The sequence below is a fragment of the Marinobacter sp. UBA2498 genome (genome assembly GCF_002341575.1).
In the GTDB taxonomy this organism is placed as follows: Bacteria; Pseudomonadota; Gammaproteobacteria; order Pseudomonadales; family Oleiphilaceae; genus Marinobacter; species Marinobacter manganoxydans.
The window spans coordinates 1-18953 of record NZ_DDOI01000126.1 but is presented as its reverse complement, the minus strand read 5'-3'; the positions used below and the strand labels follow the sequence as shown (position 1 = coordinate 18953).

At 59.1% G+C, this 18953-nt stretch carries 18 protein-coding genes; 10 read left to right on the top strand and 8 right to left on the bottom strand.

The window, feature by feature from the left end:
* From glgP to B2W52_RS17690, 3 genes are all read left to right on the top strand, one after another.
* Nucleotides 1-1691, top strand: a 1691-nt coding sequence (glgP, locus tag B2W52_RS17700) for an alpha-glucan family phosphorylase (RefSeq protein WP_286803817.1), incomplete at its 5' end; no start/stop codon positions are given.
* Nucleotides 1692-1766: 75 nt separating this feature from the next.
* Nucleotides 1767-2438 carry a DUF998 domain-containing protein gene (locus B2W52_RS17695; protein ID WP_286803816.1) on the top strand — a complete coding sequence of 224 codons (672 nt, stop codon included), beginning with the start codon at nt 1767-1769 and terminating at the stop codon, nt 2436-2438.
* A gap of 74 nt (nt 2439-2512) precedes the next feature.
* Entirely contained in the window at nt 2513-3019 is a 507-nt protein-coding gene (locus tag B2W52_RS17690) for a phosphoketolase family protein (RefSeq protein ID WP_008177429.1), read from the top strand.
* A 66-nt stretch (nt 3020-3085) separates the two neighbouring features.
* Here B2W52_RS17690 and B2W52_RS17685 read toward each other — a convergent pair whose 3' ends face one another.
* The 3 genes from B2W52_RS17685 to B2W52_RS17675 form a co-directional block, all read right to left on the bottom strand.
* Nucleotides 3086-4324: an SAM-dependent methyltransferase gene (locus B2W52_RS17685; protein WP_008177432.1), complete on the bottom strand. Its 1239-nt coding sequence runs from the start codon at nt 4322-4324 to the stop codon at nt 3086-3088.
* Between the two features lie 274 nt (nt 4325-4598).
* A complete protein-coding gene (locus tag B2W52_RS17680; protein ID WP_008177435.1) occupies nt 4599-4943 on the bottom strand; it encodes a hypothetical protein in 345 nt (114 codons plus the stop codon).
* 45 nt (nt 4944-4988) lie between these two features.
* Nucleotides 4989-5996, bottom strand: a complete 1008-nt coding sequence (locus B2W52_RS17675) for a hypothetical protein (protein WP_273071271.1) — start codon at nt 5994-5996, stop codon at nt 4989-4991.
* Between the two features lie 291 nt (nt 5997-6287).
* Here B2W52_RS17675 and B2W52_RS17670 point away from each other — a divergent pair, with 291 nt between their 5' ends.
* Entirely contained in the window at nt 6288-7937 is a 1650-nt protein-coding gene (locus tag B2W52_RS17670) for an autotransporter assembly complex protein TamA (protein WP_008177438.1), read from the top strand.
* Between the two features lie 101 nt (nt 7938-8038).
* Nucleotides 8039-11695, top strand: coding sequence for a translocation/assembly module TamB domain-containing protein (locus tag B2W52_RS17665; protein ID WP_286803815.1), 3657 nt, complete (start codon nt 8039-8041; stop codon nt 11693-11695).
* Between the two features lie 2 nt (nt 11696-11697).
* On the opposite strand, the gene B2W52_RS17660 is transcribed toward B2W52_RS17665, so the two are convergent.
* Genes B2W52_RS17660 through B2W52_RS17650 form a run of 3 tightly spaced genes read right to left on the bottom strand, consistent with a single transcriptional unit; the run spans nt 11698 to nt 14162 of the window.
* Nucleotides 11698-12402, bottom strand: coding sequence for an SIMPL domain-containing protein (locus B2W52_RS17660; protein ID WP_008177442.1), 705 nt, complete (start codon nt 12400-12402; stop codon nt 11698-11700).
* A gap of 31 nt (nt 12403-12433) precedes the next feature.
* Complete coding sequence (locus B2W52_RS17655) at nt 12434-13168, bottom strand: gamma-glutamyl-gamma-aminobutyrate hydrolase family protein (protein ID WP_008177443.1); 735 nt, start codon at nt 13166-13168, stop codon at nt 12434-12436.
* Nucleotides 13161-14162 carry an amidoligase family protein gene (locus B2W52_RS17650; RefSeq protein ID WP_008177446.1) on the bottom strand — a complete coding sequence of 334 codons (1002 nt, stop codon included), beginning with the start codon at nt 14160-14162 and terminating at the stop codon, nt 13161-13163. Before B2W52_RS17650 ends, B2W52_RS17655 begins: the two co-directional genes overlap by 8 nt.
* A 215-nt stretch (nt 14163-14377) precedes the next feature.
* Between B2W52_RS17650 and lexA the strand changes: the two genes are divergently transcribed.
* Both lexA and B2W52_RS17640 read left to right on the top strand, forming a co-directional pair.
* On the top strand, nt 14378-14989 hold the full coding sequence (gene lexA, locus B2W52_RS17645; protein ID WP_008177448.1) for a transcriptional repressor LexA: 612 nt from the start codon (nt 14378-14380) through the stop codon (nt 14987-14989).
* A 42-nt stretch (nt 14990-15031) separates the two neighbouring features.
* Entirely contained in the window at nt 15032-15523 is a 492-nt protein-coding gene (locus B2W52_RS17640) for a cell division inhibitor SulA (protein ID WP_008177450.1), read from the top strand.
* Nucleotides 15524-15527: 4 nt separating this feature from the next.
* On the opposite strand, the gene B2W52_RS17635 is transcribed toward B2W52_RS17640, so the two are convergent.
* Both B2W52_RS17635 and B2W52_RS17630 read right to left on the bottom strand, forming a co-directional pair.
* A complete protein-coding gene (locus B2W52_RS17635; RefSeq protein ID WP_008177453.1) occupies nt 15528-15788 on the bottom strand; it encodes a hypothetical protein in 261 nt (86 codons plus the stop codon).
* Nucleotides 15789-15839: 51 nt separating this feature from the next.
* Nucleotides 15840-16352: a DUF6586 family protein gene (locus B2W52_RS17630; RefSeq protein ID WP_008177455.1), complete on the bottom strand. Its 513-nt coding sequence runs from the start codon at nt 16350-16352 to the stop codon at nt 15840-15842.
* A gap of 223 nt (nt 16353-16575) precedes the next feature.
* On the opposite strand from B2W52_RS17630, the gene B2W52_RS17625 reads away from it, so the two are divergent.
* The 3 genes from B2W52_RS17625 to B2W52_RS17615 all read left to right on the top strand — a co-directional run.
* The gene (locus B2W52_RS17625; RefSeq protein ID WP_286803814.1) at nt 16576-17934 is read left to right on the top strand and encodes a DUF1329 domain-containing protein; all 1359 of its coding nucleotides are present in this window, start codon (nt 16576-16578) and stop codon (nt 17932-17934) included.
* Nucleotides 17935-17951: 17 nt separating this feature from the next.
* The gene (locus tag B2W52_RS17620) at nt 17952-18281 is read left to right on the top strand and encodes an SOS cell division inhibitor (RefSeq protein WP_092033270.1); all 330 of its coding nucleotides are present in this window, start codon (nt 17952-17954) and stop codon (nt 18279-18281) included.
* Between the two features lie 70 nt (nt 18282-18351).
* Nucleotides 18352-18953: sigma 54-interacting transcriptional regulator (locus tag B2W52_RS17615; protein WP_286803813.1), on the top strand; the 602-nt coding region annotated here is incomplete at its 3' end.

The window sequence follows — 18953 nt, the reverse complement described above, 5'->3', positions numbered from 1 at the left end:
CCGTGCTGGAGCGCGCCCGCCACTTCATGCAGCGGACCGGTCAGCCGTTCGGCGTTGCGCTGGCCGCCACGCGCGCGGGCAATCTCTTCACCACCCACACGGCGGTGGCCGCTGGCTTCGACCGTTTCCCACCAGGCCTCATCGAGCACTGCCTGGGTGGCTACGCAAGCAACCAGCTCGGCATTACGCTCGACGATTTGCTGGCGCTGGGCCGCCGGAATCCGGACGATCCGGCCGAGGATTTCAATATGGCGTACCTGGCGATCCGCGGCAGCGGGGCGGTGAATGGCGTAAGTCGCCTGCACGGCAAGGTGAGCCGGCACCTGTTTGCGCCGCTGTTCCCGCGCTGGCCCGTGGATGAGGTGCCGGTTACGCACGTGACCAACGGCGTTCACATGCCGACCTGGGACTCGGCGGCGGCGGATGATCTTTGGACCGAGGCCTGTGGCAAGGAACGCTGGCTGGGGACCACGGAAACCCATGAGCAGCACATTCGCGCCCTCTCTGACGCCCGTCTCTGGCAATTCCGCACGGCGGCCAGTAAGGCGTTGGTTGACTACGTCCGTGATCGATTGTCCCGGCAACTGGCCGCCTCCGGCGAGGCGCCCGAGGCCGCTGATACTGCGAACCAGCTGTTTGATCCCGGGGTATTGACGCTGGGTTTTGCCCGCCGCTTCGCCACCTATAAGAGGCCGAACCTGCTGCTGCATGACCCGGAGCGCCTGCTGCGCCTGCTGACTGACCCGCAGCGCCCGGTGCAGCTCATTATGGCCGGCAAGGCTCATCCGCAGGACCGGGCGGGCCAGGCCCTGATCCGGCAATGGATGCAATTCATCCAGCGGCCCGAGGTGCGCGCCCGTGTGATCTTCCTGAGCGACTATGACATGCACTTGGGTGAGCACCTGGTGCAGGGCGTGGATGTCTGGCTCAACACGCCGCGCCGGCCCTGGGAGGCGAGTGGCACCAGTGGCATGAAGGTGCTTGTCAATGGTGGTATCAATCTGTCGGAATTGGACGGCTGGTGGGCGGAAGCCTACACTCCGGATGTGGGCTGGGCACTGGGGGACGGCCAGGAACATGGCGATGATCCGTTCCGGGATGCGGCTGAAGCCGATGCGCTGTACGACCTGCTCGAACGCGAAGTGATCCCCGAGTTCTATACGCGTGATGAACAAGGCATTCCCTCCGCCTGGGTGAACCGGATGCGCGAGAGCATGGCGCGGTTGACACCGCGCTTTTCTACCAACCGTACGGTGCGCGAATACACCGAGCAACACTACCTCCCGGCTGCCGCTGCATACCGTGAGCGGGCCGCTGGCAAAGGGGGAGTCGGCGCGGAACTGGTTGAATGGCGGCACGCGCTGGATCACAAATGGGCCGCGATACGCTTCGGCGACGTTGAGGTCGAGCCTGACGGTGAACAACACCTCTTCGAGGTTCAGGTCTACCTCGGAGACCTTGATCCGGAGGCCGTGCGGGTTGAGCTCTACGCCGACGGCAGGGACGGTAGCGCACCTGAACGGGTGGAGATGCAGCGCCTGCGGCAACCGACGGACGGCGAAAGCGGCTACAGCTATCGCGCAGCAGCCCCTGCGGCCCGCCCGGCGACAGACTATACCGCGCGACTCATGCCGCATCACAATGGTGTGGCGATCCCCCTGGAAGCTGCTCACATCCTTTGGCAACGGTGAGCGGGCGGGTATCGCGCATCCAGGAAGATCGCGAGTCGGGTTGGTGTCCTGGCGCGCAGGAGACACTCAGGAGAGATGAAAGCACGTATGACCAGGGAACACAGGTTTTCATGGCCGGTGCGCAGGCTTGCGCTGCTGGGGCTGGCGGGGGGTGCGGTGTTCGGGGCGGCAATTATCGCCCTGCACCTGACCGGCAGCGGGGTCGACTGGACCAGCGATTATGTCAGCGACCTGGCTAACCAGCCGTTTGGCTGGCTGTTCATGGTTGGCGCCTTCGTGCATGGCTGGGGTAACCTGGCGCTGACCCTGGCCCTGCGCGGCGCGCTGCGCCCGGGGCCGCTGCGGACCTGGTCGGTACTGCTGTTCGGCCTGGCCGCGGTCGGTATCCTGCTGGCGGCGTTTTTTCCCATCGAGGCACCCGGCCAGGCGCCGAACCTGCCCGGGCAGATACACCGGGGGGCAGCCAGCCTGGCGTTTGCACTGGAACTCGCCGCGCTGTTCGTGTTTTCAGCGGCCTTTCGCCGTCAGCTCGACTGGCGCCGCCAGCGCGCCGCCTCGCTGGTGCTGTCGGTGATCGCGGCGACGGCGGTGACGGCGTTCGTGATCGCCATTCAACTGGATATCGCGCCGGGCCTGGCGGAGCGTGTCGCGCTGGCGGTTTTCCTGGTCTGGGAAGTTTGGGCTTGCCTGCAGGTCATCCGGCCGCAACAGAAACCTGAGCCTGACCTGAAGCACTCCTATCCCTGACTTTGTGGAGGACCTGATCTTGAAAAACCTATACAAACCGAACAAGCCAGTGCCGGGCCGAGCCCGCCGGCGACGTGCCGACTCTGGAGATCCTGGCGGCGGTGGATATTCTGCGCCGCCACCTGCCCGAGCTCAGGGTGCGTGTGATCAACGTGGTGGATCTCATGACCCTGCAGGACCAGGCGGAACACCCGAACGGGCTGTCACACAAGGACTTCGACACCCTGTTCACGACCGATAAACCGATCATCTTCGCCTATCACGGGTATCCCTGGCTGATCCATCGCCTGACCTACCGGCGCACCAATCACAAGAACCTCCACGTGCGTGGCTACAAGGAGGAAGGCACCACCACGCCGTTCGACATGGTGGTGCGCAATGACATGGACCGTTTCCACCTGGTGGCGGATGTCATTGATCGGGTTCCGCAACTGGGGTCACGGGCCGCCTATCTCAAGCAATGGCTGCGTGACCGGCTGATCGAGCATCGGCATCACATCATCGAGCACGGCGTGGATATGCCGGAGATTACCCAATGGCGCTGGGGGGCAACCGCGGACCCCACCCGAAGTCAAGAATAATTCCCATGGCTACAGGCTCCCATGCCTGCAGCCAATAACGCTCGTCGCTGCGGAAAAGCCGGGTCGCTACTCCCGGCTTAACTCCACCTGCATCACATTGATACCTCCGGCGCGAAACATACCGGCACAGCTGGCCAGGTAAAACCGCCACTTTCGCACGAACATCTCGCTGTACCCGAGCGCCCGTATCGCCGGTATCTGTTCGTCGACGTTCGCCAGCCATTTTTCCAGCGTAATGGCGTAATCCTGCCCGAATTCGAACACATCGTTCACCACCAGGCCGCTATCGGCGGCAACAGCTTCAAAACGCTTTCTGGAAGGCAGCATACCACCGGGGAAAATATGTTCCCTCAAAAAGTCGTTGCCGGAGCGATATCGCTCAAATCGCTCCTCGGCAATGGTAATGGTCTGTATCATTGCCTTGCCGCCAGGTCTCAGGTAGTCGTGCACATCCCTCATGTAGGCGGGCCAGTACGATTCGCCAACGTGCTCAAACATCCCGATTGATACCAGGTAATCAAAGGGGCCGGACAGCTCCCGGTAGTCCTGTAAACGAACCTCGGCATTTTCCGCCAGTCCGGCGGACTCGAGTCGCTGGCGGGCATAATCCGCCTGTTCGCCGGACAGGGTCGCACCGGTCACATGGCATCCGTGTGTGGCTGCGATTTCCATGAAACCACCCCAGCCACAGCCTATTTCCAGAATGCGGCTTCCCGGTTCCGGTGCCAGTCGCTGAAGGATGCGTTCATATTTCGCTTTCTGGGCCTCGTAAAGCGAGAGGGACGTATTGCCGTCAAACAGGGCGCAGGAGTATGTCATGCTCCGGTCCAGCCAGAGCTGATAAAAGTCGTTGCCTAAATCATAGTGCTCCTGGACGTTCTTACGGCTGCGTTTCAGTGTATTGGAAGACAACCGGTGCCTGCACCAGTGCCATAACCTGAGCCATACGCTGGTGTGCAAAACCCGATCAAAAACAACGATATTGCCTGCGGCAAGGCGCATCAGGGCAAGCAAGTCGGGTGTGGACCATTTGCCTGCCATGTAGTCTTCGCCCAATCCCACGTCACCGTGGGTGATCAGGTGATCGATGACATCCCACTGCAGCAATGCCATTTCCGCATGCACACCGTCTTGTTTTCCTTCATGGCGGGTCGTCTTTCCATCCGGCCATGTAAGCGATAACGAACCGAACTGAAGAGATTTCAGCGCCTGCAGGAAAAGATTACGGTGAATTGCGCTCGTCTTTCCCGTTGGCTTTTCCCGGGACCCCAGGTGCCCGCCTTCCGGCAAGGATTCCCTGCTCATGCCTTTCCATCCTTACGCTGTTCCCAGCAAGTTTCAGTGGGTTAAAAAGTAGGTGGACTATCATTTATTAGGCAACTGCTGTTCGTCAAACCTTATCGGAAACTGGGACGCTTGCAGGAGTTACCGGAACTATGGAAGTCTTTTCCGGCCATCCGGACGTACTCCTGTATTTCCGGATGATCTTGGCTTACTTCGGCCCGGATCGATATCCAGGTTCACCAGGGCGCCCCTGTCGGCCAGGGACCTGCCCAGGGTGCGATAACCCCCGGTGAGCTCATGCTCCACCGGGCACAGCGGATCCTCCAGCCATAAACCGACCCGGGCATTGCGGGCCATGGGGCCGCCCTCGACCAGATCCGGTCGGGACTGGGTGCCTGGCGGGCCGGGGATGTGGCCGCGGAAGGAAACCAGCGAGCGCGCGTTGCTTATCCGCTTCGCGGGCGCTGGCCAGTGCGCTGTGTTCATCCAGCGCCACAATCGCGTTGATGGCAGGGTTCTGGTCCCGGATTCTTTCCAGTAAGGCGGTAATCAGTGCCTCGCTGGTCAGGGTGCCGGCCTCCAGTTGTTTCAGGAGCTCATGGGCCGGCTGATAATGAGTCGGGGTGTCTTGTACATCCATGGATGTTCTCTTTTTTTGTTGGTCTTAAGGCCTGTCGCCAGCGAGTCAGGGCAGCTCTGATCGCCAGTGTTTTACGTTCACCTGGTCCTTGACTGCGTCGATGATTTCGATAATCAGGTTAATCAAGGCCTCGTTCTGGGCGTCGTCGGCTTTCACTTCACCGGGTGTCGGCAGGAAAACATTCACGATGTCTTCAATGAAGGCATGATTGGAGGCTGAGGCCAGGTCTTCGAGGATCTGGTGGATCACGTGGGCAACGATGTCGCCGACCGCTTCTTCCAGGGTTTCCTGAATGGTGGGGCCCACCACCGGAAGATAGTTCAGTCGTGACAGCTCCAGGTTCTGTTTGAGGGCATTATCCACTCTGTCTTCCAGGTAGCTCCTGAGGGCTCCGCGATTGGGTACGTAGCCTTCCTGGGCCGCCTCGGCAACCCGTTTGGAAATCCAGTCGGAGAGCATGTCCCGTCGGGGATAGAGAATGTCCTTCTGGATCTTGTCGAACAGCGGAGAGCCCAGTTTGACCTCCTGCTGCACGCCGCTCAGCACCTTCAGCACAATGCGATCAGAGAGCTCTTCCATAAAGGCTTCGTAATAGAAATTCACGAAGCGGTAAATCTTGGTGTTCGTAACGTCAATGATCTTGTACTGGTGCAGTCGATAGATGATGGAGATCACACGGAGGATACGGAGGAAACGCAGGCTTCCCACCGGAATACAGCCCACCAGGTCATACCAGTGAATAAACGGGTAAAAGTACCAGCGGTCGTAGACCCTTGCCTTGATGGCGTAACCCCAGCGAACAAAGAACTCGGTCAGGAAGATGCTGACGAAGATCAGATCGTAAAAGATGAAGCGTTCGTGGATGGGGTGGTAGGCGGACTGGATGGCTGGCGCATGTTCCTTCAGCAGATCCTGAACGGCGACAAAGTTGTAGATCGAGTCCCAGATAATGAACGCCAGGTTGATAATCAGCAGGCCCAGCATGAGGAAATCAATGATGAACCAGACAAGCTGGTGGCTGGATTTCAGGTTTTCTCGATTTATCTTCAGCATTCGCCAGGGTCCGGTCTGTTGCTAAGTATCTGACAGGTTAGCTTATTTCAACGCCACAAACGACTCGCCCTTGAGCCGCTCAGGGCAGTCCGAAAGGCCAACCATGGATTAACTTGACCGTCTGCCATTAAACTCCCACGCTTGAACGGAAATCCTTCTTGTTACCACCAACACTGAAATAGCCGGATGCTATCAATCTATCAAGTCGTGAATTCGGGCCGGGTCCGGCTTTTGATCTTGTTGCTCTGCTGGCTGCCGTCGTGGGTTTGCGCGCAACAGGTCGTCGTGAACATGGAGGGAGACTACCCGGATCTGAAATCAAATGCCCAGGCGTTTATCGGGGAGGTTGAAGGCCGCAGTGCCAGTAATCTCAGGCGTTATGCCCCCACGGCCGTTGGTCAGGCCGAGGAGGCATTGCGGGCGCTCGGGTATTACAGCCCGTTGATTGATTGGCGGATTGAAGAGGGTGGTTCCGACACAACGGCAACGCTCGTTCTGTCCATTACACCGGGGGAGCCGGTGCGAGTTACGTCCCGGACCGTGGAGATCAGGGGGGCAGCTGCGTCAGATGAACGGTTTAACGCCGATCTGCCAGAGCACCCGGCGGAAGGCGACATTCTCAACCACGGTCAATATGCCAGCCTGCGAGACACCATCCAGACCCGTGCCCGACGGCGTGGCTATTTCGACGGCACATTTGTTACCCGTACCCTGGAAGTGGATCCGGCAACCCGAAGCGCTGCGGTTACGCTTATCTATGATAGCGGCGAAAGGTACCGGCTCGGAGAGGTAACCTTTGCCGAGGGACACTGGTTCGAGATCGGTCTACTGGAGCAGTTCGTTTCTTTCGAGCCAGGTATACCCTTCCATGCTGATGAAGTAGCAAGGCTCAACCGGGATCTCCTGAACAGCGGCTATTTCAGCAGTGTTGATATCGATGCCTCACCGGGTAGTGCCGAGGACGGCGTGATTCCGGTCCGCGTTGATCTCACCCGGCGCGAGGCCCGCTCTGTGGCGGCGGGCGTGGGGTTTTCGACCGATGTCGGACCCAGGTTCCGTGGAAACTGGCGGGAACACTGGATCAATCCCATGGGGCACAAGCGGGGCGCCGAGACAGAACTCTCGGTACCCAGGCAGAACCTGAGTACCTGGTACGAGCTGCCCCTGGATCCGCCCATGACCGACCTGATCCGCCTGAGCGCCGGTTACCAGCGCGAGGACATCGAGAATGTGGAATCGGAACTTCTGAGCCTGGGGCAGCAGTGGCAGCATCAGTTGGATAACGGCTGGCTACAGATATTGTCGCTGCGTTGGGAAGGTGAGCGCTTTAACATCGGCAATGACGAGAAAGGCACAAGCACACTCCTGCTGCCCGGTGCGGGATACTCGAAAATACACACGGACTCGCCACTGGACCCATCCCGGGGCTATCGCCTGCAGTTCGATGTTACCGGTTCGCATCGGGCGGCGCTGTCCGATGTGGATATCCTTCATGTAAACGCACTGGTCAAGGGGCTGTTTACGCTGGCGGACAAGCACCGGTTTCTGGGTCGTCTGCAGGCGGGGGCTGTGGCAACCAACCGGTTTGAAGATGTGCCTCCATCCCTGCGTTTCTTCGCTGGCGGTGACCAGAGTGTGCGAGGGTATGGCTATGAAACCCTGTCGCCAGAGAATGATAACGGCGTGCCGGTGGGCGGACGCTTCCTGATGGTTGGCAGTGCCGAGTATCAGTATCAGTTTGCGGACAAATGGCGTGCCGCCATGTTCGTCGACCACGGCAACGCGATCAACAATCCGAGCGACCCGCTGGCCACCGGCGCTGGTGTCGGCATACGCTGGATCAGCCCGGTCGGGCCGTTGAGGCTGGACATCGCCAAAGGGTTGGATCGTGAATTTGGCGGGGATTGGCGCATTCACTTTTCCATGGGGCCTGAGCTGTGACGAGGACACCGGAAACTTCGGAAGACAGGCCGCACAAGCCATCGGCACGCCCGCGCCGCCTCCGGTTTTGGCTGTTGGTAGGGCTGGCGGTATTGATTCTCGTGCCTGTCCTTGTGGTGGCCGCTGTTTTGCTGGCCCTGCGCTCTGAGACGGGAACCGCCTGGGTTATAGAACAGGTGCCAGGGCTTCAGGTGGAAAATGACCGGGGATCTCTGTTTGGTCGGTGGCAAGCCGACCACCTGAAATGGCGTGGTTACGGGGTCGAAGTGGTCGTTGAGTCGCCACTCGTGGACTGGTCCCCTTCCTGTCTGTTCCGAAAACAGCTCTGTATAGAGAATCTGGAAGCAGAGACGCTCGAAGTCTCGCAATTGCCTCCGACGGACAAAGCCGAAGGCGGGAGCCCCATTACACTGCCGGGCGTGGACCTGCCGCTGGCGCTGAATATCAGTGGCGTCCGGCTCGGGCCTTTTACCTTCAACGGCAACAAAGTCTGGGACCGGTTTGAGCTGGACGCCGGAGGGTCGGGCGCCGCCTGGAACATAAAGCGCGCCTGGTATCAGCTGGGTGAGTACACGGTGTCCGCCGCTGGCCGGATAGAAACCCGCCGGGACTGGCCTGTCAATCTGGAAGTCAAAGCGGACATCCCGCCGCCTTATGGAGACGAGTGGCTTCTCGACGCCCGGCTCTCCGGCAGCGTTCGGGACCTGATGGTCGCTGCATCCAGCCGTGGCTACCTGGATGCTGAACTCTCGGGGGAAGTCGAGCCGCTCGATCCGGCCCTGCCGGCACAGTTGAGGCTAACCTCGGATCAGTTCCGCGCAGCGCAGGCGCTGCCGGAGACCCTTGTGTTCAATGATTGGTCTGTGGACGCCAGGGGTAGCCTTCAGCAGGGTTTTCGCACCCGGGGGCAAGCTACGCTTCCGGGCACGACAGGCCCGGTACGGCTGACGCTGGAGGGCCTGGCGACGACTCGCGCGGCCGAGAGCATCCGGATCGAGTTGGCCGCGGACCGGGAGAATGGTGCAGGGCAAGACACTGTGGTGGCCAATGGCAATGTCTCCTGGAGCGAGGGCCTCGAAGCCAGTGCCGACATCCGTTTGCGCGGATTTCCCTGGTATACGCTGATCCCGGGCTTTGAGCCGCCAGTGGTAACCCTTCGTTCCCTGGATGGCACCGTGTCCTGGCGTGAGGGGAACTACCATGCAGAGCTTCAAGCCGGTGTCGAGGGTCCTCAGGGCAGCGCTGAACTGACCACCACGGTGGATGGCGATGCCGAGCAGACCACACTGACCAACCTGGCCGTCAGCACAGGCGCCGGGTCTCTTACCGGCAACGGCTCGGTGAACTTTTCCGGGCCGCTTTCCTGGCAGGCGGCCTTGCGCCTGAAAGACTTCAATCCCGGTTATTGGGTACCTGTACTGGAAGCCAGTCTCAGCGGTGATGTGACGACCGAGGGACAACTCGGGGATGGACCGGTACCTGCCATGAATGCCGGATGGGATCTTGAGGGCGACTGGCGTTCCAATCCCGCGTCTCTGCAGGGACGGCTAGATACCTCATCAGGCAGTTGGGAACTATCCGACCTGCAGTTGTTGGTGGGTGACAACCGTATTGAGGGTAGCGGTACCTGGAGCGACGTTCTGCGTGGTGATCTGGCTCTGAACCTGCCCGCGCCGGAAATTGTCCTGCCTGGCCTGACGGGGAATCTGCAAGCCACTCTGACGGCGGAGGGAACACCAGAGCGCCCGAAGGGCGAGCTGAGTGCAAGTGGCAAAAACCTGGGCTGGCAGGATGAGCTCGCCATTGAAACCCTCAGTCTTGAGGCCGATCTGCAGGACGGCATGCGTCTTGTCAGCCGTTTGCAGGCGGAAAATCTCAACGGGTTCGGGCAAGAGCTTGAAACGCTCACTCTGGAAGCCAATGGCACCCAGGGAAAGCACACCGTGAGCATCGGAGCACGTCATGCCGAGGCTGACCTTGAGCTGGATTTCGCAGGAGGGGCCGGCGCTGACTGGAGAACCTGGCAGGGAGAGCTGTCTCGGGGCGTGATTGACCTTCCGGAACAGTCCCAACAATGGCGGCTGCAGGCCCCGGCGACCCTGGCATACAAAGCCGATGGTGAGCTCACATTTGGCAATCATTGCTGGCGCTGGGAGGAGAGTACGGTTTGTGCCGAGGACCAGACACTGCTTCCGGTTCCCCGCATTGCCTATCGTATCGACCGCTTCCCAACCGGGGCCCTCGCTCCCTTGCTGCCAGAGACATTACGTTGGGACGGTTGGATCAACGGAGAGGTTGATTTCACCACCACCGGCGACGGTCCGGACGGACGCCTTTTCCTGGACGCCGGTGAAGGACAATTCCAGTTGCTGGTGGACGGCGAGTGGGAGTCGCTCGCCTACAATACCCTGACAACCGAGGTCGCCCTGAAGCCGAAACAGGCTGACCTTGCAGTCCGTCTTTCCGGACCGGAGCTTGGCGATTTCACGCTGGACATGAACCTGGATCCGAACTCGGACGACCGCAACGTTGAGGGTTCCTTCAGTCTCGAAGGTCTGGATATTGCCCTTGCAGGACTGCTTTCCGGGCTGGACGAAGTTGCCGGTCGGGTGAACGGCCAGGGCCAGCTCTCCGGCCCGCTGATGAAGCCGGCGGTGACCGGCGAACTGCACCTGGTGAATGGACGGGTTTCCGATCCCCGCTTGCCGGTACCGATCGAGGAGGTGATCGCCAGCGTTCAGTTTGGCGGTTACTCGGCCGAGATCAGTGGCAGGATCCGGAGCAATGCGCGAAGCCAGACCATTGTGGATGGGGAAATCGACTGGCAACAGTCTCCCCGGGGGGAAATCACGATTTCCGGCAGCCGTGTGCCATTCAACCTGGAGCCTTATGCGCAGCTTGAGGTGGAGCCGGATCTGACCATCGTTTTCAGTGAGGGGGCCCTGGAGGTATCCGGACAGGTCGGAGTGCCAAGAGGCGATATCGAGATACAGGGTTTGCCGGACCAGGCCGTGTCGGTCTCGGAGGATGAGGTCATTGTCGGCGTGGAACGGGAAGAGCCCGTTGTCCGATCGCTGAATATGGATGTGACCGTGGTTGTTGGAGAAGATCAGGTGACTTTTGCCGCCTTCGGCGTGACCGGTGATCTGGAGGGATCTCTTCGCATTGGCAATGACATGGATACCCGTGGCACGCTCCAACTGGTCAATGGCCAGTATGAAGCCTATGGTCAGGAGCTCAAGCTCAGGCGGGCAAGACTGTTGTTCGTGGGCAACCTTACCCAACCCTATCTGGACATCGAGGCCGTCCGCACCGTGGATACCGTTGTGGCCGGTATTCGCCTGACCGGCCCGGTGCAGTCGCCCCAGACGGAAGCATTCTCCAACCCCGACATGCCTCAGACGGAGGCGCTTTCCTATGTCATTCTTGGCCGGGCGCCCCAGAGCCGGGGTGATGAGGGCCAGATGAGCCGGGCGGCGCTGTCCCTGGGACTGACCCAGGCCAACAAGGTGACTGGGCAAATTGGCGAAGAGTTAGGTATTCGCCAGCTCACCCTGGAAGCGGAGGGTTCCGGCGATCAGACGTCGGTGGTGGCGAGCGGGTATCTGACGGATGAGCTGAGTGTCCGCTACGGTGTCGGCATCTTCGAGCCGATCACCACGGTTGCTCTGCGCTACGATCTGGGCCGCTACTTCTATCTGGAGGCTGCCAGCGGGCTGGCGGCCTCCCTGGATATCTTCTACACCCGGGATTTCTGAGTTCAGTCCAGCTCGAAGGTGGCGCTCACTGAGGCCCGGATTTCCCGCTCACCCACGCTCGAGACCGTATCCGACATGGATTTTGCCTCCGCCATCATCATTGGTACCGGGCGGTGCCCGCCATTGATGTTGATGGTGACCACATCACCACAGGTCTGGTCGAGCTGACTGGCCACGAATCGGCAGCGGGCCTGGGCGTCTGCGATGGCTCTGGCCAGTGCTTCCTGTTCCATACCGGTCTCATCCGAGTGGAAGAACTGGTGAGGGCCGAGGTGGTAATCCAGGCCCACAGCCTGGGCCTGCTGGAGCAGGGGATTGAGCAGGGTAAGATCACTGATGCTGAAGCTGACGGTCTGGGAGGCGACGGCCTGTTTGCGGGGCTGCTCCTCCCTTTCAGGTGCGGGCAGAGTTCGGGTGTAAAGGTTTACCGACGCGTCTGAGTAATCATTGAGCTGATCCTGGTACTCGGTAATACCCTCGCGCCACTGCGCCATCAGAGCCGCTACCCGTTCGGTGGCCTTCTGGGGAAGCTCGTGCTCGGCACTGGCTGTGAACTGGAGTCGGGCGCTGTCGGGCTCGTATCGGACACTGCCCTCGCCGGTGAGCGTAACCTCACCTGCCATTGTCAGGGCAGGTACTGTGAGCGCGAGAGGGAGAATAAAACCGGACTTCAGGTTAAAACGGATCTTTCGGTTCCGTCCGTTCATGGTAGTGCCTCCTTTGGAAACCGTTGATGGATCAGGCGTCGTCGGAATCCGGTTCCAGGCGCGCCAGTTTGTATCGGCGGGCAGCATCCACGAACTGGCCAAAGATGCGCCGGTGTCCGCCATGGTAGAGCAAGTATTCCGGGTGCCATTGGATGCCCGTTAGCCATTGGCGTCCGGTGCTTTCAATAGCCTGTACGAACAGATCATTGTCCACGGCGGTCACGCGCAGGTTGCGGCCCAGGCGCTTGATGGCCTGGCTGTGAATCCGGTTGGCGCCGATCACCGGGGAGCGCATGGCTTGCTCAAGCCGGCTGTGCGTTACCAGTCGCACGGTTTGCAAGGGCAAGAGCAGCGGGCGATGCCGGGTATTGACCCTCAGCGGTGTCACGTTCTGGCACAGGGACCCACCGTGGAAAACGTTGATGAACTGGGCGCCGCGGCAAATCCCGAGCACGGGAATGCCAATGGCTTCAGCCTGCTCAAGCAGTGACTGATCGGTTTTATCCCGCTTGCGGTCATAATTGGCGGTAACCTGTGGCTCCTGCCCATAACGTTCAGGATGGACGTGGGTGCCGCCTGACAGCACCAGGCCATCAAGCATGGGTACGGCAACCCGTGAACCCGGACGAATATAGTGGGTCCGGGCACCGTGGAGGCGCAGGCCCAGACTGATCAGCCGATGGGCAAGGCTTTTTCGAGCGGGACCACTGATGCCGATCGTCAGGCCCGGAACCTCAAGTTCCTGTTCTTTGGACTCTTCAGACATACCCGTTTTTGGCCAGCCAGTCGTCAGTGGTTTCCCGCCAGCTGTGGGTCAGGTTGTGAAGATTCAGTTTACGCCGCTCCCGGAACAGTTGCCGTATATCGGCCAGGTCGTCGGGATTGTTGGCCAGTTGCTCCAGAACGACCCAGTCGTTCCAAACGGTTGAGAAATGCCAGCCGGGATTGTCGATGTCGCAATCCGGCAACCGGTAATGCAGGGTTGGCCTGCTTTTTATCCGGGGATCCTGAACATGGCGTTCCAGCCGTTCCTTGTCCAGGTGGGCAAACAGTGGAAGCAGGTCAAGCGCGCGATTGCGGGTAGGATTGAACTCCAGGTAATCCTCCATGAGCTCCCCGAGGTTTGGATGATAGTTATCCTCCATCAGGAGCTCTGTGTAGCGGCCGTGCCAGGGTTCGATGTAGGTGGTGAATTTGCGGCTGACGTCCAGTTGATGCCGGTACTTGAGCCATTCATACAGGGCCGCGAACGCTTGGAAATAACGAACCAGGGTCTCCGGGCTGAGGTCGGGCAACTCAGGATTAAGCTGCAGGCCAAACGCAAAATAGATGGCGTCCCGGCTGCCCAGTGCCCCGGCGTTTCGGAGTTTGTCGACGAGCGTTTCAATCACCTCGACGCTGGAAAACTTCAGAGGTGGGCTTATGATCTCGAGGGGTACCACGCGTTCGGCCGCGGCGTCGATCACATCCATCGCCTGTCCACCGAGTTCACGAATGGACTCGGGGAGGCGCTCATCCGCCAGATCAAGATCCTTGATCGGATCGGAATCAAGCTCAACCGTGAAGTCGCCAAGAGATGTCTGCAAGTTTGTCACATAGCGTGACTTGAGCTCAGGAGTGCCCTCCAGCATCTTCGCCGCCAATGTAACCAGCTCATCGTAGCCCAGACCAGACAGTTCGATCTCGACGCCAACCCGGCGTTCCTTCCCTTCGTTCGTCTCTAGGATGTCAGGCATCCTGCAGGCACTGACTTGAGTCATGGTGCTCCCTGGTTCGTGAGGAATAGTGCCCTAACCATATCACACCGCTGTTGATCCTCATTATTAAGCGGATGCAAGAAAATCAGGGAGCCGACTTTACACTGGATAAAACACTGTATATAGTCAGTTTACTGTATAAAAAAACAGGGCCACCGGAGCCACTCTTACGAGAGGCCGATGTTTGCAGCGGCCCGATCCCGATATAGCGGAGTAGCTTGATGAAGCTGACAGCAAGGCAGTCCCAGGTACTGGATATTATTCGCCGATACGTCGACGAGACCGGCTATCCGCCAACCCGTGCTGAAATCGCGGCAGAACTGGGCTTCCGTTCGGCCAACGCCGCGGAAGAACATCTCCGGGCATTGGCAAGGAAAGGTGCCATCGAGATGGTGCCGGGAGCGAGCCGCGGCATCCGTCTGCCTGAGGCGGAAGAGGACCTGGGCCTCCCGGTCATTGGTCAGGTCGCTGCCGGTAGTCCGATCCTTGCTCAGGAGCACATCGAGGATCACTGCACACTGCAGCCAGAATTCTTTTCGCCGTCTGCAGATTATCTTCTGCGGGTCCGGGGCATGAGCATGAAAGACATCGGTATTCTCGATGGCGACCTGCTGGCAGTTCACAGTACCCAGGATGTTCACAACGGCCAGGTGGTTGTTGCCCGGGTTGGCGATGAGGTCACGGTAAAGCGTTTCCGCAAGGAAGGCTCGAAAGTCTACCTGATTGCCGAAAACGAAGAATTCGCACCGATCGAAGTGGACCTGACCGAACAGGAGCTGTTCATCGAGGGTCTGGGTGTTGGTGTTATCCGCCGCTCTGACCTGCACTGAGCGGTTCGGATAGCCTCAGATAGTTTGAATAACGGGTGAATTATGGAACAAATGAGCTTTAATCAGAATCTGGCCTACAACCCCAATGCTCTGTCCTGTTCAGTGTCGGCAACCGCCGCCCGCGAGCGACGTTCCGTCATTCGCGCCCGACGCGCTCCGGAAACCACCGAACCCAAAGTCTGTGGCAATGTGACTGAGATCATTCTGCCGGAAGGCCAGGTAGAAAATTTCCAGCTGCTGTTGCCAATGCTAACCCAGCTGAATCAGGAGAAGCGCTGGCTGGCCTGGATCGACCCGCCCCAGGCGCTGGTCAGCAAGTGGCAAAAAATGCACGGGATTGTCGCCGGCGAATTGCTGGTGCTGCGTTCAACACCGGACTATCCTGCCCAGGACCTGGCAGAGCGAGCCCTCAGTGCCGGCACCTGTCACGCGGTGGTCATGTGGACCCGTAAACTGGGGCGAACTGCCTTCGAATCCCTGCAAAGAGCCTCGGCCGAGGGCAATAGCCACGGCGTCGTTCTCAGGCAGCGTTAACCGATCAATGCAGAGTGTAGGAGGGCTGGGCGTCTGAGGCGTCCAGTTCGTCATCTTCCCAGTCGATATCGTGGGCAACATTGCCTACAGCCTCAATGCCAGCTGCAATCATTGCTTTGGCAACCGACATATCCCGATCTTCCATCATTTCCCGGGCTTCTTCCGAAAAAGAGATTTTTACCAGTGGCGCACTGTCATCATCAATGCGGCGCAGGGCGTAATCGCCATTGGTCAATTGCACGATTTCAAAAAACGATGGTGACATTCAATAAACCTTCAAGTTAATACGATTTGAATAACCGGAGCTGGGAGTGGCTTACCACTCGCTGTGCTGCTCTTCCAGATCGTCGGCAAAATGTTTGACGGCGGTCAGCGTTTTCATCAAAGCAGCCGACGATCGATCCGGGCCGGAATCGGCCGATACCGCAATGATGTTTTCTTCGCTCACGGTTTTTTTGGTCGCCGGGGGTCTGCTTTGGGCGCGCTCGAGTTGCTCCAGATGGTTCCACCAACTCCCGGATCGCTGTTCCAGCTCCTTCAGGCGGCCAACTTCACTCGGTTCTGGCCCGATAAGAGCGACCAGCTCATCAAGGGTTGAAGGCTCCTCTGATTTTCTCTGGTATAGCCTCGCAACCATGACCAGCAACAGTTTTCGAGACCGCAGAAGCAGCTCGATCGCCCCCTGAATAGCGGCCTCCCGGCGCAGCGCCTGTTCCGCCTCGTTGGGACGTTGTTCCTGAGCCTCGTCTGTGGGCCGGTCGAGTGGCTGAAGCAGCGTGCGGGCGAGAAAGAGCTTTTGAGAAACCAGTGAGTGCCATTGCGAGGCCATGGAATACCTTCAATCCCCCAGCGCGGGTATAACCCCGAAAATTAATTCGTCACTATATCATTTTCGCTATCAAATTTCTTCCATTCTCTGTGCGGTGAGGTTTCACAATAAAACACAAACATTCACTTGAAACGACCGTTTGAATTTGGCAAAAAGGCGCCCGGCTGTGCGAGTTCTGCTCGTGGCGGCTACCCAACAGCATGAATTTCTGGAGGTGTAAGGGATGCGAAGCCAACTGGTTGCAGGTGTCGCACTGGTTTTTCTCGGGTTTTCCGGACAGGCCCTGTCCAAGGTCACGGCCGCCGAGGCCGAGCGGCTGGGTGGTGAACTGACCCCGGTCGGAGCCGAAAAGGCGGGCAACCGCTCAGGCAGCATACCCGAATGGACCGGAGGTTTGGCCACGCCGCCGGACGGCTGGCGTGAGGGGCAGGTGGAAATTAACCCGTTTCCCGAAGATGAGGCTCTTTTCGTTGTTACCTCCAACAACCTGGAGCTGTACAGGGACAAGCTTTCAGACGGTCACATTGCCATGCTGGAGAAGTATGGGCCCGACTTCTTCATGCCGGTTTACCAGACCCGACGGACTGCTGCGTTTCCCGAGCACGTCTACGACAAATTTCGTGAGAACGCGCTGACAGCGCAGTTGCTGGACAACGGTAACGGCGTTCGCGACACCATCATGACCAGTCCCTTCCCGATTCCAAAAAATGGTCTGGAGGTTATCTGGAACCATATCCTTCGATATCGGGGCGAAGAAATTTCCCTGCGTAGTGCCTCTGCAACGCCCCGGAGGGATGGCTCCTACAACCCGGTGGTCAATGATTACGACTACTTCTTCGCATACAGCCAGAGGGGCGCGGAGCTGGCGGAAATCGATAACAAGATTTTTTACCTGAAGACGGACACTGTCTCACCGTCGTCACTGGCCGGCACCATCACGCTGGTGCATGAAACGCTTGACCAGGTGCGGTCGCCGCGTCTTGCGTGGCGGTACGATTCCGGTTCCCGTCGTCTTCGCCGGTCGCCCAACCTGGCCTACGAAACCGACCTGCCGAATTCATCCTCGCTGCGGTCCGTCGACCAGAAAGACATGTACAACGGTGCGCCTAACCAATACGACTGGGAGCTGAAAGGCAAGCGCGAGCTGTTCGTGCCCTACAATGCCTACAAGCTTCACGGGCCAGAAATCGAAGCCGACGACGTGATTCGTCCGGGCCATATCAATCAGCAGCTTACCCGCTACGAACTGCATCGGGTTTGGGTCGTCGAAGCGAAACGCCGTACCGGTATCAGCCACATTTATGATCGCCGCGTGTTTTACGTGGATGAAGACAGCTGGCAGATCCTCGCGTCCGAGGAATACGATGCAGAGGGGAATCTGTGGCGTGTGTCGGAAGCTCACAACATCAGCTATTACAGTGAGCCGGTATTCTGGACTACCATGGAAATGACTTACGACCTGAAGGCGGAGCGTTATTACGTTGATGGGCTGGATAATGGATTCCCGGCGTACGATTTCGCCCCGGGGTTCCGTGGCAACGAATTTACTGCCTCCGCCGCCCGTCGTGCCGCTCGCCGCTGATTTCCAAGGAGACTGACATGGCAGACCCGCAAGCCCACCTGGACCACTTGGATCGACTGATGGCGGATCTCGGTCGCGCCCTGGCCGAAAAGGACTGGGACGCGATGGCGGGGCTGAACGAGCAGGTGAAGCCGGCAGTCGAGCCGCTGATGGCTGCCCTGGAAGCGGGAGAGGTTGATGCGGAGCCGGTAAGGCTCCGCCTGCAGGAACTACAGCAGTTTATTGACGCCGCCGATGAATCGGCCCGAATGGCCCGCAAGGAGGCGGAGGATGGCCTGAAGGGTGTAAACAGGAACCGGAGTGCGGCGAAGGCCTACCAGAACGTTTCTTCGAACCGACCAAAATAGCGTCATAAAATTGACTCTGGGGTTCTTACAGTCTTAAATACCGCACAAATCCCCCAAGAGATTCGGTTGAATGTCTAAAAATAACAAAGTGCTGGTGCTGAGCGAGGATGATTCAAGATTGCGGGACATAGTCACCATTCTTGAGTTCATTGGCGAGGAGCAGGTCCTTGCCGGCGATGAAGCCAGGGCACTTTTGAGCAGTGGTGATGAGGAAAGCCTTTCAGATATCGCAGTCGCGGTGGTGAATGGCGAGGATGCAGGAACCACCGAGGCGATCACCGCTGTGTGTGATGCCGTTCAGGGCGTTCCGTTTCTGGTTGTTGGTCACCCTGAGCTCAAGGGTCTGTCCGATGAGACCAGCGGTCGCATCATTGCTCGCATGGAATGGCCGCTCAATTACACCAAGTTCGTTGATTCGCTCTACCGGGCCCAGATCTATCGGGATCAGTTCAGCCGCTCCCGGGAGCGTGGCCAGCAGCGCGGTTTGCAGCTCTTCCGGAGTCTTGTGGGAACCAGCCGAAAAGTCCAGCAGGTACGCCAGCTGATGGAGCAGGTGGCGGATAAGGACGTCAGCGTTCTCATTACCGGTGAGTCCGGTACCGGCAAGGAGGTGGTCGCCCGCAACCTGCATTACCATTCTTCCCGTCGTGATAAACCATTTGTTCCGGTCAA